Genomic DNA, 18,983 nt, shown 5'->3' with positions numbered 1-18,983 from the left:
TCTGATACCGCCCCTTGCCTGCCCAGAAGCGCAGCCACCGGGCGCCCACACATCAACCGTGACGGCCTTCCGGCCGGGCGCAGCCTGCGATAGACAGCCCACCACCTCCTCCCACTAGAATTCGCCACGCCCCCGGGAGCCACCGGCTGGCGCCCCTTCCGAACCTCATCGCCTGCGGAGCCACCACGCAATGCGCGCCCTGTGTAGAAACGCCCTCGCCGTCCTCATGCTCAGTCTCGCGGGGCTCCCGGGCCCCGGTGGCCATTCGGCTGCAAGCACCCGGGAACCGGCTCGCGCCGCCCAGCCGGACAGCGCCTCCGCCGGCCGCTTCATCCCGGTCTACAAGGCCGCCAAGCAGGACGACAACAAGGCGGAAGCGCGGCAGTGGCGCGAATGGAAGATCCTCGAAGACTTCAGCGAGGCCATGAACGACTACATCCGGATTCCCGACGACATCCAGGTGGTCGCCGAAGAGTGCGAGGAGCCGAATGCCTTCTACCAAGCCAACGTCATTTCCCTGTGCTACGAGCTTGGCGTCAGCGAACGCGAGATGTTCACCCAGGCCGACAACGACTCCGACGAAGTCAACGACGAGCTCTACAAGAGCCTCATGGGCACCCTGTTCCACGAAGCCGGCCATGCCTTCATCGACGTCCTGGAGCTGAAGATCACCGGCAAGGAAGAAGACGTCGCCGACCAGCTCGTGGCCTACATGCTGACCAACGATGAGGTGGGCGAGGACTACCTGATGACCGTCTCCTACGCCTACAGCCTGTCCGCCGAGCAGGCCAGCTCCCTGGACGACCTGCCCTTCTACGACGCCCACTCGCTGGACGCCCAGCGGGCCGTCAACTTCCTCTGCTACATCTACGGTTCCAATCCGGACAAGTTCCAGTACTTCGTCGACGACGAACTGCTGCACGAAGACCGCGCCGCCGGCTGCGAGGGCGAGTACCACCAGATGGTGGACGCCTGGGATGCCCTGCTCGAAGGCAAGTTGAAATAGCGCCCACACCGCGTGGCACAGGGGCCGGTCACCGCAACCGGCCCTGGCTCCGCCGTCAGAGGAACATGCCGCCCGAGGCCTCGATCCGCTGGCCGGTGATCCAGCCCGCCTCTTCCGCCAGCAGCAAGGCGACCGCCTGGCCGATGTCGTCCGGCAGGCCGACCCGCCCCAGTGCGGTGTTGGCAGCCACGAAGGCATTCACCTCAGCGTTGTCCCGCACCGCCCCGCCGCCGAAATCCGTCTCGATGGCGCCCGGCGCCAGCACGTTCACCCGGATGCCGCGCGGCCCCAGCTCCCGGGCCAGGTAGCGAGTCCAGACCTCCACACCGCCCTTCATCGCCGCGTAGGCGCCATACCCCGGCAGGCTGAAGCGGGCCAGGCCGGTGGACAGGTTGAGGATGCGCCCACCGTCGGCAAGCAGCGGCAGCAGGTGCTGGGTGAGGAAGAACGGCCCCTTCAGCTGGATGCCCAGCAACTGATCGAATTGCGCCTCGGTGGTCTCCGCACAGGGGGCATGGATGCCGATGCCGGCGTTGTTCACCAGGGCATAGAGTCGCGCCCCGCCAAAGCGCTGTTCCAGGCATTCGGCCACCTGGCGGGCGAAGGCGGGGAAGCCGGACACGGCCCCCACATCCAGTTGCAGCATCTCGGCCCGCCCGCCCAGGCGCGCCACTTCATCCGCCACGGTCCGGGCCTCGTCCTGGCGCGAATGGTAGGTGCCGATCAGGTCGAAGCCCCGGGCGGCCAGTTGCAGGGCGGCGTTGCGGCCCAGGCCGCGGCTGGCACCGGTGATGAGTACGATCTTGCGGGTCATGGCGAAGTCCTCGGTTGGATGGAAAGGACTCCAGGCTATTGTTCGTGATTGATCAGATAAACGCCGAAAAACCGCACATACTGATCGCCATCCACGAACAGAGAACACCGCCATGGACACCCTCGACCTGCTGCGCACCTTCATGCGCGTCACCGAACTGTCGAGCTTCACCCAGGCCAGCGCCAGCCTCGGCCTGCCCCGCTCCAGCGTCTCCGAACAGGTACAGGCACTGGAGCAGCGGCTGGGCGTGCGCCTGCTGCAGCGAACCACCCGCCAGGTCCGCGCCACCCAGGACGGCCTCGCCCTCTATGAACGCAGCCAGACCCTGCTGGCCCAGGTGGACGACCTCGAAGGCATGTTCCGTGAAGGCCACGGCGCCCTGGTCGGCCGCCTGCGGGTGGACCTGCCCAACCGCATCGCCCGCCAGTGGGTGATGCCGCGCCTGGCCGAGTTCCTCCACGGCCACCCGACCCTCGAACTGGAGCTGAGCTGCACCGATCGCCGTGTCGACCTGGTGCGGGAAGGCTTCGACTGCGTGCTGCGGGTCGGCGAGCTGATGGACCCGAGCCTGATCGCACGCACCCTCGGCCAGTTGCCCCTGGTGAACTGCGCCAGCCCCGCCTACCTCGCCCGCCACGGCACGCCGCAGACAGTGGAAGACCTGGCCCGGCACCACCTGGTGCACTACCAGCCGGTACTGGGCGCGCGGCCGGTCGGCTTCGAATACCAGCAGGACGGGCGCCTGGTGCGCCTGCCCATGGGCGGCTGCCTCACGGTGAACAGCACCGACGCCTACGAAGGCGCCTGCCTGGGCGGCCTCGGCATCATCCAGGCCCCGCGCCTGGGCCTGGCCGAGCTGCTGGCCAGCGGCGAACTGGTGGAGGTGCTGCCCCAGCTGAGCGCCCCACCACTGCCCCTGAACCTGCTCTACGCCCACCGCCTGCAACCCCGGCGGGTGCGCGCCTTCATGGACTGGCTGGACGACCTGCTGGCTCCCCACATCGAGGGCCGCGCACACCGTTCACCGGTTTAGGTTGTCGATTCTAGAGCGCCTCCGTGAGTCTCCCGGGCACGGCACACAACCCCAACAACGCCGCGTCACGCCTGATCATCGACGGGGGCCCTGCCCCGGGAGGTTCCATGCGACTGCACTGTTTCCTGCTCGGCTGCGTCTGGACGGACGGCTACGAAACCGAAGTCGGCGCCGAGCCGATGCTCTGCCAGCGTTGCCAACGCTGCGGCAGCCACCGCTACGTCAAACGGGCCGATCCGCCTCATCTGGCGACAGCCGCAGGTGCCGAGCCAGCTCGTCGAACAACGTGACCACCGCCCGCAGCCCCCGGCAGTCGGGCCGTGTCAGCAGCCACAGGGCACTGCCGCAGCCCTCGGCCGGCAAGTCCAGCGGTTGCAGGCGCGCATCCAGCAGGAAGCGCGGCAGCACCGCCACCCCCAGCCCAGCGCGGGCCAGCTCCGCCACCGAGAGCATGCTGTTGCAGCGGTAGGCCGGCACCAGCGCCGGGAAGCGCTGGCGGCGCCAGGCCACGCTGGCGTGGTCGGGCAGGAAATCGTCCGGGGCGATCCAGGCCATCTGTTCCGGGTCACTGCCGGCCTGGCTCGCCAGGTAGGCCGGGCTGGCACAGACCACGTAGGGCACCTCACCCAGGCAGCGGCCCACCAAGTGCTGCGGCGGCGAGCGGGTCAGGCGCACGGCAATGTCGGCGTCGCGCCGGCTGAGGTTGGCGAAGTCGTTGGAGGTGGCCAGCTCCAGGCGCAACGCCGGGTAGGCCGGTATGAAGCGCGCCAGCACCGGCAGCACCAACCCCTGCAGCACCGTGTCCGTGCAGGTCAGCCGCACCGTCCCGCTGAGCACCTCGCGTCCCTGCTCCAGGGCCAGCTGTGCCGCCTCCAGGGCCTGTTCCGCCTGCTCGGCCTGTTCCGCCAGCAGCCGCGCCGCCGCGCCGGGCACATAGCCGCCACGCCCCTTCTGGAACAGTTCGCTGCCCAGGGCCTGCTCCAGCCGGCGGATGGATCGGAACACCGTGGAGACGTCCACCCGCAGCAGCTCGGCGGCCCGCGCCAGGCTGCCGCCACGCACCAGCGCGAGCACCAGTGCCAGGTCGTCCTGGGCCAGCTTGTATTGCATCGGTGCAATCTTCATCGGTACGAACGCCCATTCTGCGTGCTGAAACGCAAGCATATAGTCCGTCGTGCCTGACACAAGGCCTCTCGACAAGGATCGGACATGATCGGCACCGCCCCCCTGCACATCGCCCTGCTGGGCGAACACGACCCCGCCATCACCGCCCACCGCGCCATCCCCCTGGCCCTGGAGGACGCCGCGGAGCGCCTCGGCATCCGCGTGCGCGCCGAGTGGATCGGCACCCAGGGCCTGGAACCCCGCCACCTCGCCGGCCATCACGGGCTCTGGTGCGTGCCCGGCAGCCCCTACGCCGACACCGAGGGCGCCCTGCGCGGCATCCGCCATGCGCGGGTCAGCGGGCTGCCATTCCTCGGCACCTGCGGCGGCTTCCAGCACGCGGTGCTGGAACACGCCCGCAACGTGCTCGGCTGGGTGGAAGCGGCCCATGCCGAGACCGACCCAGAGGCCGGCCTGGCGGTGGTCTCGCCGCTCAGTTGCGCCCTGGTGGAATGCATCGAGGCCATCCACCTGACACCCGGCTCGCGGCTCGCCCGCGCCTACGGCAGCGCCATGGCCTTCGAGGGCTACCACTGCCGCTATGGCGTCAACCCGGACCTTCAACCGGCCTTGCTGAGCGCCGGGCTCAGCGCCTCCGCACACGGCAGTGACGGCGCCCTGCGCGCGGTGGAACTGGATAGCCACCCGTTCTTCGTCGCCACCCTCTTCCAGCCCGAGCGCGCCGCCCTGGCCGAGCGGCCGGCGCCCCTGGTGCAGGCCTTCCTGCGGAGCTGCGCGGCATGAGCGCCGCCACGCCACAAGCACAGCTGCCGGAACCGCCCTACTACGTGGTGATGTTCATCTCGCAACGCACCGAGGGCGACGCCGGCTACGCCGCCATGGCCGATCACATGGTGGAGCGCGCACGGCGGCAGCCGGGTTTCCTCGGGGTGGAGTCGGTGCGGGATGCCCAGGGCCTTGGCATCACCCTGTCCTATTGGCGCAGCGAGGCGGACATCCTCGCCTGGAAGCAGGACGCGCCTCACCGCGACGCCCAGGCCAAGGGGCGCGCACAGTGGTACAGCTGGTTCGAGGTGCGCGTCGCGCGGGTGGAGCGCAGCTACGGCTTCGCGGCGGAAGGCCCGGCCCCGGCGTGATTGCGCTGGTAGGTCTCCGCCCCCATGGCGGAGATCTGCCCCTCGATCAGCGCCTCGAACGGGCGCAGCAGCGCCTCGAAGCAGGTGGCGGGCTCCAGCAGCTCTAGCGCGCGGGTGATGGCCTCCAGGGTGGACAACGCACCGGGACCCGGCGCCTTGCGCAGACGATAGCGGGAGGGCTCGCCCTCGGGCAGCGTCACCCGGGGCAACGTGGCCAGCGCCGGGTTGAGGTGCAGCAGCTTGCGCGCCTTGCGCCAGGTACCGTCAGGCACCACCAGCAGCAGCGGGCGGGGCGCGTCCACCAGGCCGGCCGGCAGCACCTGGGCGTCCTCGCCGGGGAACAGCAGCCGCGCGTCCACCTCGGGGTCGGCCAGGCGCGCCGGCAGCTCCGCGAACACCTCGCCCACCCACAGCTCCGCCTGCTGCAGCCCGAGGGCAGCGAAGCGCGCGGTATTCAGGGCATGCCCGGCCTCGCTCGGGTGCTGCAACACGAGCACACGGGTGCGGCTGTCCAGCCGGGGGATCAGCGGGCACAGGCACAGGCGTTCGGGGCGTTGGCAACGGGGGCATTGGGGGCGTGACATGGGCGCGGATTCTGCCACAGCCGCAGGCGGGCTCCGAGCCCGGTGAGTGCCGTCCACTGGCACCCTGCGTGTGGAATCAGCGGTTGAAGCGTTCGGCCAGGCTGTGCAGGTACTCGGCCATGTGCTCCAGGTCCTGGCTGATCTGGGCCCCTTCCAGGGCCTGGTTGGTGCTGTTGTCGGAGAGCTGGGCGATGCGGGTGATCTGCCGGCTGATGTCGTCCGCCACCTGGGTCTGCTCCTCGGCAGCGGCGGCCATCTGCTGGCTCATGCCGGTGATGCGTGTCACCGCACTGCTGATCCCCTCCAGCGCCTCGCGCACGGCCTCGACGCTGCCGACGCTGTCCCGGGAGATTTCCTGGCCACGGCTGGCGGTGACCACCGCACGGTCCGCACCGGAACGCAGGGAGGCAATGATCTGGTGGATCTGCTCGGTGGACTGGCGGGTGCGCGAGGCCAGAGAACGCACCTCGTCCGCCACCACCGCGAAGCCCCGGCCCTGCTCGCCGGCCCGGGCCGCCTCGATGGCGGCGTTCAGCGCCAGCAGGTTGGTCTGCTCGGCGATGGAGGTGATCACGTCGGCCACGCTGCCGATGGACTGGGTCGACTCCGCCAGCTCGTTCACCGCCTTGCCGATCTCGCTGACCGCGTTGGCCATGTGCTCCATCGCCTCCAAACTCTCGCCGGCCAGGCTGCGGCCCTGCTGAGCCAGACGGTCGGCCTCTTCGGCGGCGTGGGCGGTGTTCTGCACGTTGGTGGAGACCTCCTGGATGGTGGCCGCCATCTCGTTGATGGCCGTGGCGGACTGGTCCGTCTCGCTGCGCTGCTGCTCCAGCAGGTCGGCACTGGAGCTGGCCAGGCGCGACGAATCCATCGCCCGCGTGCGCACGCCGCTGGCGGCATCCTCCAGCCGGGTGAGCGCCGTCTGCAGGCGCGCCTCCTCGCTGATCATCGCCATGTCCAGCAGCGCCTGCTCACCCTTGTTGGTGGAGTAGGTCAACGCCACCAGGCCACTGGTGAAGGCCCTCGGGTGTTCCGCCAGGGTGCGGCGGATGGTCTGGCGCTTGTCGTAGCGCTGGTAAGCGGCAAGGGCAAACATGGTCACGGCCATCAACACCAGCAGCCACGGGCCGGTGACGATGTAGTGCCCACCCAGGACAATCGCCGTGGCCAGGATCAGCGGCCAGGAATGCAGCGTGTCGTAGGCCCAGTAGTCGTACCAGGGCACCGGCGACTTGCCCGCCCGCAGCCGCGCATAGAGAGCATCGGCACGGCGCACCTGGTCACGGGTGGGCACCGAGCGCACCGACTCGTAGCCCACCACCTTGCCCGCCTCGTAGACCGGGGTGACGTAGGCACTGACCCAATAGAAATCACCGTTCTTGGAACGGTTCTTCACCAGCCCCATCCACGGCTTGCCCTGCTTGAGGGTGTCCCACATGTGCGCGAACACCGCCGGCGGCATGTCCGGATGGCGCACAAGGTTGTGGGGTTGGCCGACCAGCTCCTCGCGGGAAAATCCACTGATTTCCACGAAGGCGTCGTTGCAATAGGTGATCTTGCTGCTGAGATCAGTGGTGGAAATCAGGCGCTCGCTAGGAGAAAAAGTGCGTTCTCGTTGCGTCACGGGGAGGTTCTGGCGCATCGGTTGACGTCTCTGGTGGTTGGAACGCGGCGGGCAGATTGGGCCACCCATGAATAAGGGTCTAGCACAGTGATGGCGCGCCGCCAGAACCAACGTACGAATCTTTTGACGTGGCTCAACACCCTCCAGGCGAAAAACGAACGAACGGTCAGCGCAGGTTCAACTGGGCCCGCAGCAGGTCACGGAAGGTGACGATCAGGGGCTCCCGCGCCCGCCCGCGACGCAGGATCATCGAGAACGGTGCCTGGTAGCCGAAGGTCGCCGGCGACAGCGCACGCAGGCGCTGCTGGTCCACCCAGGGCTGGGCGTAGTGCTCCGGCAGGTAGCCGATGTAGGCGCCGGAGAGCACCAGGATCAGCTGCGCCTCCATCGACTCCACCGTCGCCGCGCTGTGCTTGAAGCCATGCCGCGCCAGCTCCGCCTGGCTCCAGTAGCCCCGGCCGACCATGCGCTGCTGGGTGATGACCTCCGCCGGGATGCGCCGGTCGCTGAACAGCGAATGCCGGTCGCTGCAGTAGAGCCAGTGCTGCTCGCGGTACAGCGGCTGGTAGGCCAGGCCGTTCATGCGCGTGGAAAACGCGCCGATGGCCAGGTCCAGGCGGTTGTCCAGCACCCCCAGCTGCAGGTCGTAGGGGCTCATCACCGACAGGTGCAGGTGCACGCCGGGGTGTTCGCGGCTGTAGGCGCCGATCACCTCCGCCAGGGGCAACGCCGGGTCGCTGACGGTGGAGTCCAGCACCCCCAGGTTGAGCGTCCCCCGCAGCTCCCCCTTCAGCGAGGCCGAGTAGCGCTCGAAGCTCTCCAGCTCGCCCAGCAGGCGCAACGCCTCCTGGTGGAACAGCTCGCCCTTGCTGGTCAGGCTGAAACCGCCCCGCCCCCGGTGGCACAGGGTGATGCCCAGGTGCGCTTCCAACTGGCTCATGTAGGTGCTGATGGCCGAAGTGGACAGGTTCAGCTCCTGCTGCGCGGCGGCGAAGCCCTGGTGGCGCACCACGGCAGCGAACACACGCAGCAGCTTGAGGTCGGGAAGGGTGTTGGACATGGAAACTCCATGGGTTTCGAAAGGCTGCACAAATCTGTAGGGGCGAATTCATTCGCCATGCAGGCCAACGGCCTGCTCTCTGCAAGCCCCGGTTGGGGGCGCTTCGCGCCCCTTGGCGAATGAATTCGCCCCTACAGGAGCCCGCCAGATGCGACAGATCGGCGCAGTCTACCCGTTGCGGATAGTTTAGAAATCCTTGAAGTGATTATTTGCCCGTGGGGATTCTTCCCCCGCTGCCCACTCACCAGAATCGCCCCACGACAACCACAACAACCGTGAGGCCACCCCGTGGACAAAAAACTCCACCAGCCCCTGGGCGGCAATGAAATGCCCCGTTTCGGCGGCATCGCCACCATGCTTCGCCTTCCCCACATCCAGACCCCCGCCGAGCTCGACGCCCTCGACGCCGCTTTCGTCGGCGTGCCGCTGGACATCGGCACCTCGCTGCGCTCCGGCACCCGCTTCGGCCCCCGCGAGATCCGCGCCGAGTCGGTGATGATCCGCCCCTACAACATGGCCACCGGCGCCGCCCCGTTCGACTCGCTGAACGTGGCCGACATCGGCGACGTCGCCATCAACACCTTCAACCTGCTGGACGCCGTGCGCATCATCGAGCAGGAATACGACCGCATCCTCGGCCACGGCATCCTGCCGCTGACCCTGGGCGGCGACCACACCATCACCCTGCCGATCCTGCGGGCCATCAAGAAGAAGCACGGCAAGGTGGGCCTGGTGCACATCGACGCCCACGCCGACGTCAACGACCACATGTTCGGCGAGAAGATCGCCCACGGCACCACCTTCCGCCGCGCGGTGGAAGAGGACCTGCTCGATTGCGACCGCGTGGTGCAGATCGGCCTGCGCGCCCAGGGCTACACCGCCGAGGACTTCAACTGGAGCCGCAAGCAGGGCTTCCGCGTGGTGCAGGCCGAAGAGTGCTGGCACAAGTCCCTCGAACCGCTGATGGCCGAGGTGCGCGAGAAGGTCGGCGGCGGCCCGGTGTACCTGTCCTTCGACATCGACGGCATCGACCCGGCCTGGGCGCCCGGCACCGGCACCCCGGAGATCGGCGGCCTGACCACCATCCAGGCGATGGAGATCATCCGTGGCTGCCAGGGCCTGGACATCATCGGCTGCGACCTGGTGGAGGTCTCCCCGCCCTACGACACCACCGGCAACACCTCGCTGCTGGCGGCCAACCTGCTGTACGAGATGCTCTGCATCCTGCCCGGCGTGGAGCGTCGCTGACATGGACGCCCGCCGCCAGGTCCTGGAGGCCGCCGATGCCCTGGTGGCGGCCTTCGCCCGCAACGACACCGAGGCCTACTTCGCCGCCTTCAGCGAAGACGCCACCTTCATCTTCCACACCACCCCCGGTGTGCTGGAGAGCCGCGCGGCCTACCGCGCGGTCTGGGACGGCTGGCAGCGCGACGGGCTGCGGGTGCTCGAATGCCGCTCCAGCAACCGCCACCTGAGCCTGCTGGGCCCGGTGGCCATCTTCACCCACGACGTCGCCACCCGCCTGCTGCTGGGCGGCGAGACCGTGGACAGCCTGGAACGGGAGACCATCGTCTTCCGCCAAGAACAAGAAAACGCCCCATGGCTCGCCTGCCATGAACACCTGTCGGCCATGCCGGACCATCTGCCCCCAACCTGACGCGTTCCCCGGGAGATGAACATGCATAACAACAACAATGAACACAGCCTGACGCGCATCGAGACATTCGGGGTCGAACAGATCCCGGACCACGAGCGCAACGCCGGACCGATCGATCTGTTCCGCATGATCTTCGGCGGCGCCAACACCTTCGCCACCGCCGTGCTCGGCAGCTTCCCCGTACTCTTCGGCCTGTCCTTCCAGGCCGGCGTGTGGGCCATCCTGCTGGGCGTCGTGGTCGGCTCGCTGATCCTCGCGCCGATGGGCCTGTTCGGCCCGCTCAACGGCACCAACAACGCGGTCTCCTCCGGCGCCCACTTCGGCGTCCACGGGCGGATCGTCGGCTCGTTCCTCTCGCTGCTCACCGCCATCGCCTTCTTCTCCCTCTCGGTGTGGAGCTCGGGGGATGCGCTCATCGGCGGCGCCAAGCGCCTGATGGGCCTGCCGGAAACCGACCTGACCCTGGGCCTGGCCTACGGCCTGTTCGCCGTGCTGGTGCTGACGGTGTGCATCTACGGCTTCCGCTTCCTGCTGTGGGTCAACAAGGTCGCGGTGTGGAGCGCCAGCGCGCTGTTCCTGCTGGGCATCTTCGCCTTCGCCGGCCCCTTCGACGCCAGCTACGCCGGCTCCGTACAACTGGGCAGCCCGGGCTTCTGGGCCGCCTTCATCGGCGCCGCCCTGCTGGCCATGAGCAACCCGGTGTCCTTCGGCGCCTTCCTCGGCGACTGGGCGCGCTACATCCCCCGCGAGGCGAGCAAGGGCCGCATCATGGCGGCGGTGATCGGTGCCCAGCTGGCCACGCTGATCCCGTTCTTCTTCGGCCTGGTCACCGCCACCATCGTCGCCGTCCAGGCGCCGGACTACATCGCCCAGAACAACTACGTCGGCGGCCTGCTGGCCGTCTCGCCGACCTGGTTCTTCCTGCCGGTGTGCCTGATCGCGGTGATCGGCGGCATGTCCACCGGCACCACCTCGCTGTACGGCACCGGCCTGGACATGTCCTCGGTGTTCCCGCGCCTGCTCAACCGCGTGCAGGCCACGGTGATGATCGGGCTGATGTCCATCGCCTTCATCTTCATCGGCCGCTTCGCCTTCAACCTGGTGCAGAGCGTGTCCACCTTCGCCGTGCTGATCATCACCTGCACCAGCCCCTGGATGGTGATCATGATCCTCGGCCTGGTGATCCGCCGCGGCTTCTACTGCCCGGACGACCTGCAGGTCTTCACCCGTGGCGAGACCGGCGGCCGCTACTGGTTCCACAACGGCTGGAACTGGCGCGGCATGGGCGCCTGGATCCCCAGCGCGCTGGTGGGCCTGTGCTTCGTCAACCTGCCGGGGCAGTTCGTCGGCCCGCTGGGCGAACTGGCCGGCGGCATCGACGTCAGCCTGCCGGTCACCCTCGGCATGGCCGCCCTGCTCTACCTGGCGCTGCTCAACCTGTTCCCCGAGCCGGCCGAGGTGTACGGTCCGCGCGGCCCGCGCTGGGTGCGCCTGAAACGTAGCGTTGCGCCCCTGCGGGCCGAGGCCGCCTGACCCTGAACCCACCGGGGCCCGGACGGCCCCGATCCTTGCGATGAATGGACCGGCAACGCGGCAGCGCCGCGCGGCTACGCACGTCCCCGGATGCCCATCCGGACTACAACAATGAGAAAGAGAGAGCTGATCTTATGGCCCTGGATATCTTCGTCGTACTGCTCTACGCCGCCGGCATGCTGGCCCTCGGCTGGTATGGCATGCGTCGCGCCAAGACCCGTGACGACTACCTGGTCGCCGGGCGCAACCTCGGCCCGGGTTTCTACCTCGGCACCATGGCTGCCACCGTGCTCGGTGGCGCCTCCACCATCGGCACCGTGCGCCTGGGCTATGTCCACGGCATCTCCGGCTTCTGGCTCTGCGGCGCCATCGGCCTGGGCATCGTCGGGCTCAGCCTGTTCCTCGCCAAACCGCTGCTGAAGCTGAAGATCTACACCGTCACCCAGGTACTGGAGCGCCGCTACAACCCGGCCGCCCGCCAGTCCAGCGCGGTGATCATGCTGGTGTACGCGCTGATGATCGGCGCCACCTCCACCATCGCCATCGGCACCGTCATGCAGGTGCTGTTCGGCCTGCCGTTCTGGGTCGCCATCCTCGTCGGCGGCGGTGTGGTGGTGCTCTACTCCACCATTGGCGGCATGTGGTCGCTGACCCTCACCGACATCGTGCAGTTCCTGATCATGACCGTCGGCCTGGTGTTCCTGCTGATGCCCATGTCCATCGCCGACGCCGGCGGCTGGAACGCCCTGGTGGAGAAGCTGCCGGCGCGCTACTTCGATTTCACCGCCATCGGCTGGGACACCATCGTCACCTACTTCCTGATCTACTTCTTCGGCATCTTCATCGGCCAGGACATCTGGCAGCGCGTGTTCACCGCCCGCAGCGAGGGCGTGGCCAAGGTGGCCGGCACCGCCGCCGGCCTCTACTGCGTGCTCTACGGCCTGGCCGGTGCGCTCATCGGCATGGCCGCCAAGGTGCTGCTGCCGGACCTGGAGAACGTCAACAACGCCTTCGCCAGCGTCGTCGAGCACAGCCTGCCCAACGGCATCCGTGGCCTGGTGATCGCCGCCGCCCTGGCCGCGCTGATGTCCACCGCCAGCGCCGGCCTGCTGGCCGCCTCCACCACCATCACCCAGGACCTGCTGCCGCTGCTGCGCGGTGGCCGCACCAGCGGCAACGGCGACGTGCATGAAAACCGCATCGCCACCCTGCTGCTGGGCGTGGTCATGCTCGGCATCGCCCTGGTGGTGAGCGACGTGATCAGCGCCCTGACCGTGGCCTACAACCTGCTGGTGGGCGGCATGCTGGTTCCGCTGATCGGCGCCATCTACTGGAAGCGCGCCACCACCGCCGGCGCCATCGCCAGCATGACCCTGGGCTTCCTCACCGTGCTGGGCTTCATGTTCAAGGACGGCCTGGACGCCAACACCCCGATCTACTACAGCCTGGCGGTCGGCCTGGTGAGCTTCGTGGTCATCAGCCTGGTGACCCGTCGCCCGGCCAGCCACGCCAGCCTGGCCTGATCTTCCCGACTGGTCGCGGCCCACTCCCGTGACCCTTCTGAGCCCGGCAGGCAACCCTGCCGGGCTCGTTTTACACCCAGCCCAACAAGGAACCTGCCATGACCACCTGCGGTGAATTCCTCGTCAAGCAACTGGAAGCCTGGGGCGTCGACACCGTGTTCGGCATCCCCGGCGTGCACACCGTCGAGCTCTACCGTGGCCTGCCCGGCAGTCGCATCCGCCACGTCACCCCGCGCCACGAACAGGGCGCCGGCTTCATGGCCGACGGCTACGCCCGCGTCACCGGCAAGCCCGGCGTGTGCTTCATCATCACCGGCCCGGGCATGACCAACATCCTCACCGCCATGGGTCAGGCCTACGCCGACTCCATCCCCATGCTGGTGATCTCCAGCGTCAACGAGCGCCATCGCCTCGGCCTCGGCAACGGCTACCTGCACGAACTGCCGGACCAGCGCGGCCTGGTGGCCGGCGTCGCCGCCTTCAGCCACACCCTCATGAGCGTCGACGAACTGCCCGCCGTGCTGGCCCGCGCCTTCGCCGTGTTCGACGGCCAGCGTCCGCGCCCGGTGCACATCGAGCTGCCGCTGGACATCATCACCGCCCCCGCCGACCACCTGGAGCTGCGCCCCCGCGTGCGCCTGCCGCGTCCCGCCGCGCCCCTGGCGCAGCTGCGCGAGGCCGCCCAGCGCCTGCGCGCCGCCCAACGCCCGCTCCTGCTGCTGGGCGGCGGTTGCGTCGAAGCCCAGGTAGAGGCCCGCGCCCTGGCCACCGCCCTCGACGCCCCCACCGCGCAGACCATCAACGCCAAGGGCCTGCTCCCCGGCGACCACCCGCTGCTGCTGGGCAGCAACCAGTCCCTGGTGCCGGTGCGCCAGCTGGCCGCCGACGCCGACCTGGTGCTGGCCATCGGCACCGAGCTGAGCGAGACCGACTACGACGTGGTGTTCGACGGCGGCTTCCGCATCGGCGGCGAGCTGATCCGCATCGACATCGACGCCCAGCAACTGGTGCGCAACCACGCCCCGGCCATGGCCATCCACTGCGATGCCCGCCAGGCCATGCGCGTGCTGCTGGCCGAGCTGCCGCCGCGCCAGGCCGACGCCAACAGCCCCGGCGCCCGTCGCGCCGCCGAAGCCCGCGCACAACTGGCCGAAGGCTTCGCCGGCTGGGAGCACTACCGTCGGTTGTTCGACTGCATCCTCGAGGTGCTGCCCGACGCGCGCTTCGTCGGTGACTCGACCCAGACCGTCTACAGCGGCAACCACCTGGTGGAGCTGGACGGCGCCCGCCGCTGGTTCAACGCCTCCACCGGCTACGGCACCCTCGGCTACGGCCTGCCGGCGGCCATCGGCGCCAAGCTGGCCGAACCGGGACGCCCGGTGATCAGCCTGATGGGCGACGGCGGCATCCAGTTCACCCTGCCGGAACTGGCCAGCGCCGTCGAAGCGCGGGTCGGGGTCATCGTCCTGCTGTGGAACAACCAGGGCTACGGCGAGATCAAGCGCTACATGGAGCGTCGCGACATCACCCCGCTCGGCGTGGACATCCACACCCCGGACTTCATCGCCATCGCCCGCGGCTTCGGCTGCCAGGCCGAGAAAGCCCGCGACCACGCCCACCTGCAGGAGCTGCTGCGCAACGCCCCGGGGGACCGCCCGCTGATCATCGAAGTGGCCGAAGCCCCGCCCTTCGCCCCGTGAACCCAACCCCGTAGCCCGGGCCAGCGCCCTGCCAGACCGTAGCCCGGACTTCAGTCCGGGACGCTTCAACCCGCAACCCCCGGGCTGAAGCCCGGGCTACGCATCTGAAGTCGCCCCTGCAGGTGCGGCGGGGCGCCGCCAGGTATGCTGCGCCCACAACCACAACAAAGGAGCCTCCGATGAAAATCGTCAGCCGAGACCGCTGGTTCGAGGTGGAGCACCTCTACGACGGCGTCAGCCTCATCAGCGAGCCCTACGTGCGGCCCTTCTACCGCTGCAACCTCTGGCACATCCAGGGGCGCGACCGCGACGTGCTGGTGGACTCCGGCTCCGGCCTGGTCAGCCTGCGCGAACAGCTGCCCTGGCTCACCCAGCGCCCGCTGCTGGCCGTGGCCAGCCACACCCATTTCGACCACATCGCCGGCCACCACGAGTTCGACGAACGCCTGGTGCACCCCGCCGAGGCCGACATCCTCGCCCGCCCCGACGGCGACAACACCCTGGCCCGCGCCTTCGTCGACGACGCCATGTTCGAGGCCCACCCCGACTGCCCGCTGTGCTACGCCGAGTACCGGGTCAAGGCGGCGCCGGCCACCCGGCTGATCGAGGAAGGCGACGTCCTCGACCTGGGCGACCGCGTGCTGGAGGTGCTGCACACCCCCGGTCATTCCCCCGGCGGCATCAGCCTCTGGGAGGCCCGCACCGGCACCCTGTTCAGCGGCGACATCATCTACGACGGCCCGCTGATCGAGGACGCCTACCACTCCAACCTCGACGACTACGCCCGCAGCCTGGCGCGTCTGCGCGAGCTGCCGGTGCGTACCGTGCACGGCGGCCACTTCTCCAGCTTCTCCGGCGAGCGCCTGAATACGCTGATCGACGACTGGTTCGCGCAACACGATTGATCCTGCCCGGGCGCCGTCCTGGTGCCCGACCCGCCCTCGGCGGCCCGCCACGCCTGACTTATCCCTTATTTGAATAAGAATATTTATTCAAATTCCTTCACAGAATAAGACGCAGCACCTAAAACGGCTCCAGCAGGCCGTCACTGTCCGCCGGGCAACAGCCGTTCCACTGCCCGCCAGGCAACAGCGCATCAACAGTTCGCTGGCCTGGCAGCAGCACCGCCCAGCGCCATGGCCTGCCAACTCATTGATAAACAACGCTTTACCGAACTGGAACGGGACTTGCTGAACCCCTGGCTCCCACAGCACGCCAAAGGAACACCAACCATGAGCACTGCCCTCAACGTCGTCGCCGTCTCCGGTGGAGCCTACCGCCCGTCCCGCACCCTGGTGCTCACCGAAGCCCTGGTCGCCGCCCTGGGCGAACGCCTGGAGTTCAACGCCCGCATCATCGAACTGGGCGACATCGCCCGCCCCGTCGGCGGCGCCCTGTCCCGCAAGGAACTGCCGGACGACGTGGAAGCGCAACTGCGCGCCATCGAGCAGGCCGACCTGCTGGTGGTGGCCGCACCGGTGTACCGCGGCTCCTACCCCGGCCAGTTCAAGCACCTGTTCGACCTCATCGACCTGAACGCCCTGATCGACACCCCGGTGCTGCTGGCCGCCACCGGCGGCAGCGAACGCCACGCCCTGGTGCTGGATCACCAGCTGCGCCCGCTGTTCAGCTTCTTCCAGGCCCTGACCCTGCCCATCGGCGTCTACGCCAGCGAGGCCGACTTCCAGGACTACCGCATCACCAGCGCCCCGCTGCAGGCCCGCATCGAGCTGGCCGCCGAACGTGCCGCCGACCTGCTGCACAGCACCGCCGCCGGCAGCCGCCCGCTGCGCAAGATCGCCTGAGCCAGCGGGACGACACCATGAGCGCCCATCCGCAAACCACCGTCCTCGACCCGCTGCTGAGCGCCCGCCAGCTCGCCGCGCAGTTCGCCGAAAGCGCCGTCGAGCGCGACGCCCAAGGCGGCACGCCCAAGGCCGAACGCGACGCGCTGCGTGCCAGCGGCCTGCTGGGCCTGGCCATTCCCCGCCAGTACGGCGGCCTCGGCGCCAGCTGGAGCGAAACCCTGGCCGTCACCCGCGAATTCGCCCGGGTCGACAGTTCCATCGCCCACGTGTTCGGCTTCCAGCACCTGATGCTCGCCACCGTGCGGCTGTTCTCGCGGCCCGAGCAATGGCAACCCTGGTTCGAACAGACTGCCCGCAAGAACTGGTTCTGGGGCAATGCCCTCAACCCCCTGGACACCCGCACCCTGGTCAAGCGCTTCGACGGCTGGTGCGAGTTCTCCGGCAAGAAGAGCTTCTGCTCCGGCGCCAGCGACTCCGAGATGCTGATCGCCTCCGCCGTCGACGAAGGCAACGGCGGCAAGCTGCTGATCGCCGCCATCCCCAGCGGGCGCACCGGCATCACCCTGCACGGCGACTGGGACAACATCGGCCAGCGCCAGACCGACAGCGGCAGCGCCACCTTCGAGCGGGTGCGCGTGGAGCAGCACGAACTGCTGCTCGACCCGGGCCCGCTGAGCACGCCGTTCGCCTGCCTGCGCCCGCTGATCGCCCAGCTGCACTTCGCCAACCTGTTCCTCGGCATTGCCGAAGGCGCCTTCGACGAGGCCCGCCAGTACACCCTGCACGAGAGCCGCCCCTGGTTCCGTTCCAGCGCCCGCCACAGCGGCGAGGACCCGTACGTCCTGCGCCACTACGGCGAATTCTGGGTCGGCCTGGAGAGCACCCGCCTGCTGGTGGAGCGCGCCGCCGAGCAGCTGGACGCGGCCTGGGCCAAGGAACACGCCCTGAGCGCCGAGGAGCGCGCGCGCCTGGCCCTGGCCATCGGCACCGCCAAGGTCGCGGCGACCCGCAACGGCCTCGACATCTGCAACCGCCTGTTCGAAGTCACCGGCGCCCGGGCCACCCACGCCTCCCTGCGCTTCGACCGGCACTGGCGCAACCTGCGCACCCAGACGCTGCACGACCCCGTGGACTACCGCATCCACGAGCTGGGCGACTGGGCGCTCAACGGCACGCGCCCCACTCCGTCCTTCTACTCGTAAGGCAAGCCCATGCACCTGCTGACCCTCCCCCCGTCCCCGACACTGGCCACCTCGATCCGGGCGACCGCACAGGTCTTCGAAGACCCGCGCTCCCAGGCCCTGCTCGCCCACCTGCAACAGGTCGCCCCCAGCGAGGCGAGCGTGCTGATCATCGGCGAGACCGGAACGGGCAAGGAGCTGGTCGCGCGCCACGTGCACAACCTCAGCGGCCGGCGCAACGGCCCCTTCGTCGCGGTGAACTGCGGCGCCTTCTCCGAATCCCTGGTGGAGGCCGAGCTGTTCGGCCACGAGAAAGGTGCCTTCACCGGCGCCCTGGCCGCCAAGGCCGGGTGGTTCGAGGAGGCTAACGGCGGCACCCTGTTCCTCGACGAGATCGGCGACCTGCCGATGCCCATCCAGGTCAAGCTGCTGCGCGTGCTGCAGGAGCGCGAAGTGGTCCGCCTCGGCTCGCGCAAGAGCATCCCCATCAACGTGCGGGTGCTGGCGGCCACCAACGTGCACCTGGAGAAGGCCATCAACGCCGGGCACTTCCGCGAGGACCTCTACTACCGGCTGAACGTGGTCAGCCTGCAGCTGCACCCGCTGCGCGAGCGGCCCGGCGACATCCTGCCGCTGGCCCGTCACTTCGTCGCCGAGTACAGCCGGCGCCTGGGCTACAGCGACGTCACCCTCAGCGAGGACGCCGCCCGCCGGCTGGCCAGCTACGACTGGCCGGGCAACATCCGCGAGCTGGAAAACGTCATCCACCACACCCTGCTGATCTGCCGCGACAAGCTGATCCGCGCCGAGGACCTGCACCTGTCCAACCTGCGCATCGAGCGCCAGGACGACAGCCGGCCCCGCGAGGAAAGCGCCGACGACCTGCTGCTGCGGGCCTTCGAGCGCCTGTTCGAGGAGCAGAGCGGCGCCCTCCACGAGAAGGTCGAAGACGCCCTGCTCCGCGCCGCCTACCGCTTCTGCCACCACAACCAGGTGCACACCGCCAGCCTGCTGGGGCTGTCGCGCAACATCACCCGCGCGCACCTCATCCGCATCGGCGAGCTGGTGGTGAACAAGCGCCGACCGGCCCAGAGCGCCCAGGGCGGACGGGTCATCAACCTGTCGATCTGAATTCCAACGACAACGACGCCACGCGTGCACCCAACGCCCTGACGGGCAACGACGATGGCAACGAGGAC

The 18,983-nt window shown here is 68.8% G+C and carries 19 protein-coding genes and 1 pseudogene; 14 read left to right on the top strand and 6 right to left on the bottom strand.

The features are described 5' to 3' along the window. The first annotated feature begins 190 nt into the window (after window positions 1–190). A complete protein-coding gene (locus FBY21_RS00540) occupies window positions 191–1,006 on the top strand; it encodes a DUF4344 domain-containing metallopeptidase (RefSeq protein WP_142007925.1) in 816 nt (271 codons plus the stop codon). Between the two features lie 55 nt (window positions 1,007–1,061). On the opposite strand, the gene FBY21_RS00535 is transcribed toward FBY21_RS00540, so the two are convergent. Beyond that, window positions 1,062–1,820: an SDR family NAD(P)-dependent oxidoreductase gene (locus FBY21_RS00535; RefSeq protein ID WP_142007924.1), complete on the bottom strand. Its 759-nt coding sequence runs from the start codon at window positions 1,818–1,820 to the stop codon at window positions 1,062–1,064. A gap of 112 nt (window positions 1,821–1,932) precedes the next feature. Between FBY21_RS00535 and FBY21_RS00530 the strand changes: the two genes are divergently transcribed. Together FBY21_RS00530 and FBY21_RS30030 are read left to right on the top strand one after the other, a co-directional pair. Further along, window positions 1,933–2,853 carry a LysR family transcriptional regulator gene (locus FBY21_RS00530; RefSeq protein ID WP_142007923.1) on the top strand — a complete coding sequence of 307 codons (921 nt, stop codon included), beginning with the start codon at window positions 1,933–1,935 and terminating at the stop codon, window positions 2,851–2,853. A 107-nt stretch (window positions 2,854–2,960) separates the two neighbouring features. Then, window positions 2,961–3,143 carry a PSPA7_2676 family Cys-rich small protein gene (locus tag FBY21_RS30030; RefSeq protein WP_082078258.1) on the top strand — a complete coding sequence of 61 codons (183 nt, stop codon included), beginning with the start codon at window positions 2,961–2,963 and terminating at the stop codon, window positions 3,141–3,143. Here FBY21_RS30030 and FBY21_RS00520 read toward each other — a convergent pair. Continuing rightward, window positions 3,076–3,963: a LysR family transcriptional regulator gene (locus FBY21_RS00520; RefSeq protein ID WP_253543602.1), complete on the bottom strand. Its 888-nt coding sequence runs from the start codon at window positions 3,961–3,963 to the stop codon at window positions 3,076–3,078. The genes FBY21_RS30030 and FBY21_RS00520 overlap by 68 nt on opposite strands. 99 nt (window positions 3,964–4,062) lie before the next feature. Between FBY21_RS00520 and FBY21_RS00515 the strand changes: the two genes are divergently transcribed. Continuing rightward, the gene (locus tag FBY21_RS00515; RefSeq protein WP_142007921.1) at window positions 4,063–4,761 is read left to right on the top strand and encodes a CTP synthase; all 699 of its coding nucleotides are present in this window, start codon (window positions 4,063–4,065) and stop codon (window positions 4,759–4,761) included. Next, entirely contained in the window at window positions 4,758–5,114 is a 357-nt protein-coding gene (locus FBY21_RS00510; RefSeq protein WP_142007920.1) for an antibiotic biosynthesis monooxygenase family protein, read from the top strand. The genes FBY21_RS00515 and FBY21_RS00510 overlap by 4 nt, the downstream gene beginning before the upstream one ends. Here the strand turns inward: FBY21_RS00510 and FBY21_RS00505 are convergent. From FBY21_RS00505 to FBY21_RS00495, 4 genes and pseudogenes are all read right to left on the bottom strand, one after another. Then, window positions 5,078–5,698, bottom strand: a complete 621-nt coding sequence (locus FBY21_RS00505) for a tRNA-uridine aminocarboxypropyltransferase (RefSeq protein WP_142007919.1) — start codon at window positions 5,696–5,698, stop codon at window positions 5,078–5,080. The two genes, FBY21_RS00510 and FBY21_RS00505, sit on opposite strands and share 37 nt — an antisense overlap. Window positions 5,699–5,774: 76 nt before the next feature. Continuing rightward, window positions 5,775–6,806 carry a methyl-accepting chemotaxis protein gene (locus FBY21_RS00500; RefSeq protein ID WP_371320900.1) on the bottom strand — a complete coding sequence of 344 codons (1,032 nt, stop codon included), beginning with the start codon at window positions 6,804–6,806 and terminating at the stop codon, window positions 5,775–5,777. 252 nt (window positions 6,807–7,058) lie between these two features. Then, window positions 7,059–7,340, bottom strand: a pseudogene (locus FBY21_RS30110) (PAS domain-containing protein); the annotation flags it as partial. A gap of 148 nt (window positions 7,341–7,488) precedes the next feature. Further along, window positions 7,489–8,382 (bottom strand): LysR family transcriptional regulator, encoded by an 894-nt coding sequence (locus FBY21_RS00495; protein WP_044408384.1) that lies wholly within the window; start codon window positions 8,380–8,382, stop codon window positions 7,489–7,491. 288 nt (window positions 8,383–8,670) lie between these two features. On the opposite strand from FBY21_RS00495, the gene speB reads away from it, so the two are divergent. The 9 genes from speB (at window position 8,671) to FBY21_RS00450 (ending at window position 18,915) form a co-directional block, all read left to right on the top strand. After that, window positions 8,671–9,630 (top strand): agmatinase, encoded by a 960-nt coding sequence (gene speB / locus FBY21_RS00490; protein WP_044408387.1) that lies wholly within the window; start codon window positions 8,671–8,673, stop codon window positions 9,628–9,630. A 1-nt stretch (window position 9,631) separates the two neighbouring features. Further along, entirely contained in the window at window positions 9,632–10,039 is a 408-nt protein-coding gene (locus tag FBY21_RS00485; protein ID WP_044408390.1) for a nuclear transport factor 2 family protein, read from the top strand. A 21-nt stretch (window positions 10,040–10,060) separates the two neighbouring features. Next, window positions 10,061–11,572: a purine-cytosine permease family protein gene (locus tag FBY21_RS00480; RefSeq protein ID WP_044408393.1), complete on the top strand. Its 1,512-nt coding sequence runs from the start codon at window positions 10,061–10,063 to the stop codon at window positions 11,570–11,572. 134 nt (window positions 11,573–11,706) lie between these two features. Then, the gene (locus FBY21_RS00475; RefSeq protein WP_074968344.1) at window positions 11,707–13,095 is read left to right on the top strand and encodes a sodium:solute symporter; all 1,389 of its coding nucleotides are present in this window, start codon (window positions 11,707–11,709) and stop codon (window positions 13,093–13,095) included. 98 nt (window positions 13,096–13,193) lie between these two features. Continuing rightward, window positions 13,194–14,795 carry a 5-guanidino-2-oxopentanoate decarboxylase gene (locus tag FBY21_RS00470; RefSeq protein ID WP_142007917.1) on the top strand — a complete coding sequence of 534 codons (1,602 nt, stop codon included), beginning with the start codon at window positions 13,194–13,196 and terminating at the stop codon, window positions 14,793–14,795. Window positions 14,796–14,974: 179 nt separating this feature from the next. Beyond that, complete coding sequence (locus FBY21_RS00465; RefSeq protein ID WP_142007916.1) at window positions 14,975–15,700, top strand: MBL fold metallo-hydrolase; 726 nt, start codon at window positions 14,975–14,977, stop codon at window positions 15,698–15,700. A gap of 327 nt (window positions 15,701–16,027) precedes the next feature. Next, window positions 16,028–16,600, top strand: a complete 573-nt coding sequence (msuE, locus tag FBY21_RS00460) for an FMN reductase (RefSeq protein WP_142007915.1) — start codon at window positions 16,028–16,030, stop codon at window positions 16,598–16,600. A gap of 17 nt (window positions 16,601–16,617) precedes the next feature. Then, window positions 16,618–17,805: an acyl-CoA dehydrogenase family protein gene (locus tag FBY21_RS00455; protein WP_044408406.1), complete on the top strand. Its 1,188-nt coding sequence runs from the start codon at window positions 16,618–16,620 to the stop codon at window positions 17,803–17,805. Between the two features lie 9 nt (window positions 17,806–17,814). Then, a complete protein-coding gene (locus FBY21_RS00450) occupies window positions 17,815–18,915 on the top strand; it encodes a sigma-54 interaction domain-containing protein (RefSeq protein WP_142007914.1) in 1,101 nt (366 codons plus the stop codon). Window positions 18,916–18,983 lie beyond the last annotated feature (68 nt).

Origin of the sequence: Pseudomonas sp. SLBN-26, assembly GCF_006715895.1 — a bacterium.
In the GTDB taxonomy this organism is placed as follows: domain Bacteria; phylum Pseudomonadota; class Gammaproteobacteria; order Pseudomonadales; family Pseudomonadaceae; genus Metapseudomonas; species Metapseudomonas otitidis.
This window is presented reverse-complemented; position numbering and strand designations above follow the sequence as displayed.

What these genes read in the sequence shown, in the direction of transcription:
- FBY21_RS00510 (WP_142007920.1), top strand. Translation starts at nt 4,758, where the DNA reads ATGAGCGCCGCCACGCCACAAGCACAGCTGCCGGAACCGCCCTACTAC.
- FBY21_RS00535 (WP_142007924.1), bottom strand. Translation starts at nt 1,820, where the DNA reads ATGACCCGCAAGATCGTACTCATCACCGGTGCCAGCCGCGGCCTGGGC.
- msuE (WP_142007915.1), top strand. Translation starts at nt 16,028, where the DNA reads ATGAGCACTGCCCTCAACGTCGTCGCCGTCTCCGGTGGAGCCTACCGC.
- FBY21_RS00470 (WP_142007917.1), top strand. Translation starts at nt 13,194, where the DNA reads ATGACCACCTGCGGTGAATTCCTCGTCAAGCAACTGGAAGCCTGGGGC.
- FBY21_RS00465 (WP_142007916.1), top strand. Translation starts at nt 14,975, where the DNA reads ATGAAAATCGTCAGCCGAGACCGCTGGTTCGAGGTGGAGCACCTCTAC.
- FBY21_RS30030 (WP_082078258.1), top strand. Translation starts at nt 2,961, where the DNA reads ATGCGACTGCACTGTTTCCTGCTCGGCTGCGTCTGGACGGACGGCTAC.
- FBY21_RS00480 (WP_044408393.1), top strand. Translation starts at nt 10,061, where the DNA reads ATGCATAACAACAACAATGAACACAGCCTGACGCGCATCGAGACATTC.
- FBY21_RS00475 (WP_074968344.1), top strand. Translation starts at nt 11,707, where the DNA reads ATGGCCCTGGATATCTTCGTCGTACTGCTCTACGCCGCCGGCATGCTG.
- FBY21_RS00515 (WP_142007921.1), top strand. Translation starts at nt 4,063, where the DNA reads ATGATCGGCACCGCCCCCCTGCACATCGCCCTGCTGGGCGAACACGAC.
- FBY21_RS00455 (WP_044408406.1), top strand. Translation starts at nt 16,618, where the DNA reads ATGAGCGCCCATCCGCAAACCACCGTCCTCGACCCGCTGCTGAGCGCC.
- FBY21_RS00505 (WP_142007919.1), bottom strand. Translation starts at nt 5,698, where the DNA reads ATGTCACGCCCCCAATGCCCCCGTTGCCAACGCCCCGAACGCCTGTGC.
- FBY21_RS00520 (WP_253543602.1), bottom strand. Translation starts at nt 3,963, where the DNA reads ATGCAATACAAGCTGGCCCAGGACGACCTGGCACTGGTGCTCGCGCTG.
- FBY21_RS00485 (WP_044408390.1), top strand. Translation starts at nt 9,632, where the DNA reads ATGGACGCCCGCCGCCAGGTCCTGGAGGCCGCCGATGCCCTGGTGGCG.
- FBY21_RS00500 (WP_371320900.1), bottom strand. Translation starts at nt 6,806, where the DNA reads ATGGCCGTGACCATGTTTGCCCTTGCCGCTTACCAGCGCTACGACAAG.
- FBY21_RS00540 (WP_142007925.1), top strand. Translation starts at nt 191, where the DNA reads ATGCGCGCCCTGTGTAGAAACGCCCTCGCCGTCCTCATGCTCAGTCTC.
- FBY21_RS00530 (WP_142007923.1), top strand. Translation starts at nt 1,933, where the DNA reads ATGGACACCCTCGACCTGCTGCGCACCTTCATGCGCGTCACCGAACTG.
- FBY21_RS00450 (WP_142007914.1), top strand. Translation starts at nt 17,815, where the DNA reads ATGCACCTGCTGACCCTCCCCCCGTCCCCGACACTGGCCACCTCGATC.
- FBY21_RS00495 (WP_044408384.1), bottom strand. Translation starts at nt 8,382, where the DNA reads ATGTCCAACACCCTTCCCGACCTCAAGCTGCTGCGTGTGTTCGCTGCC.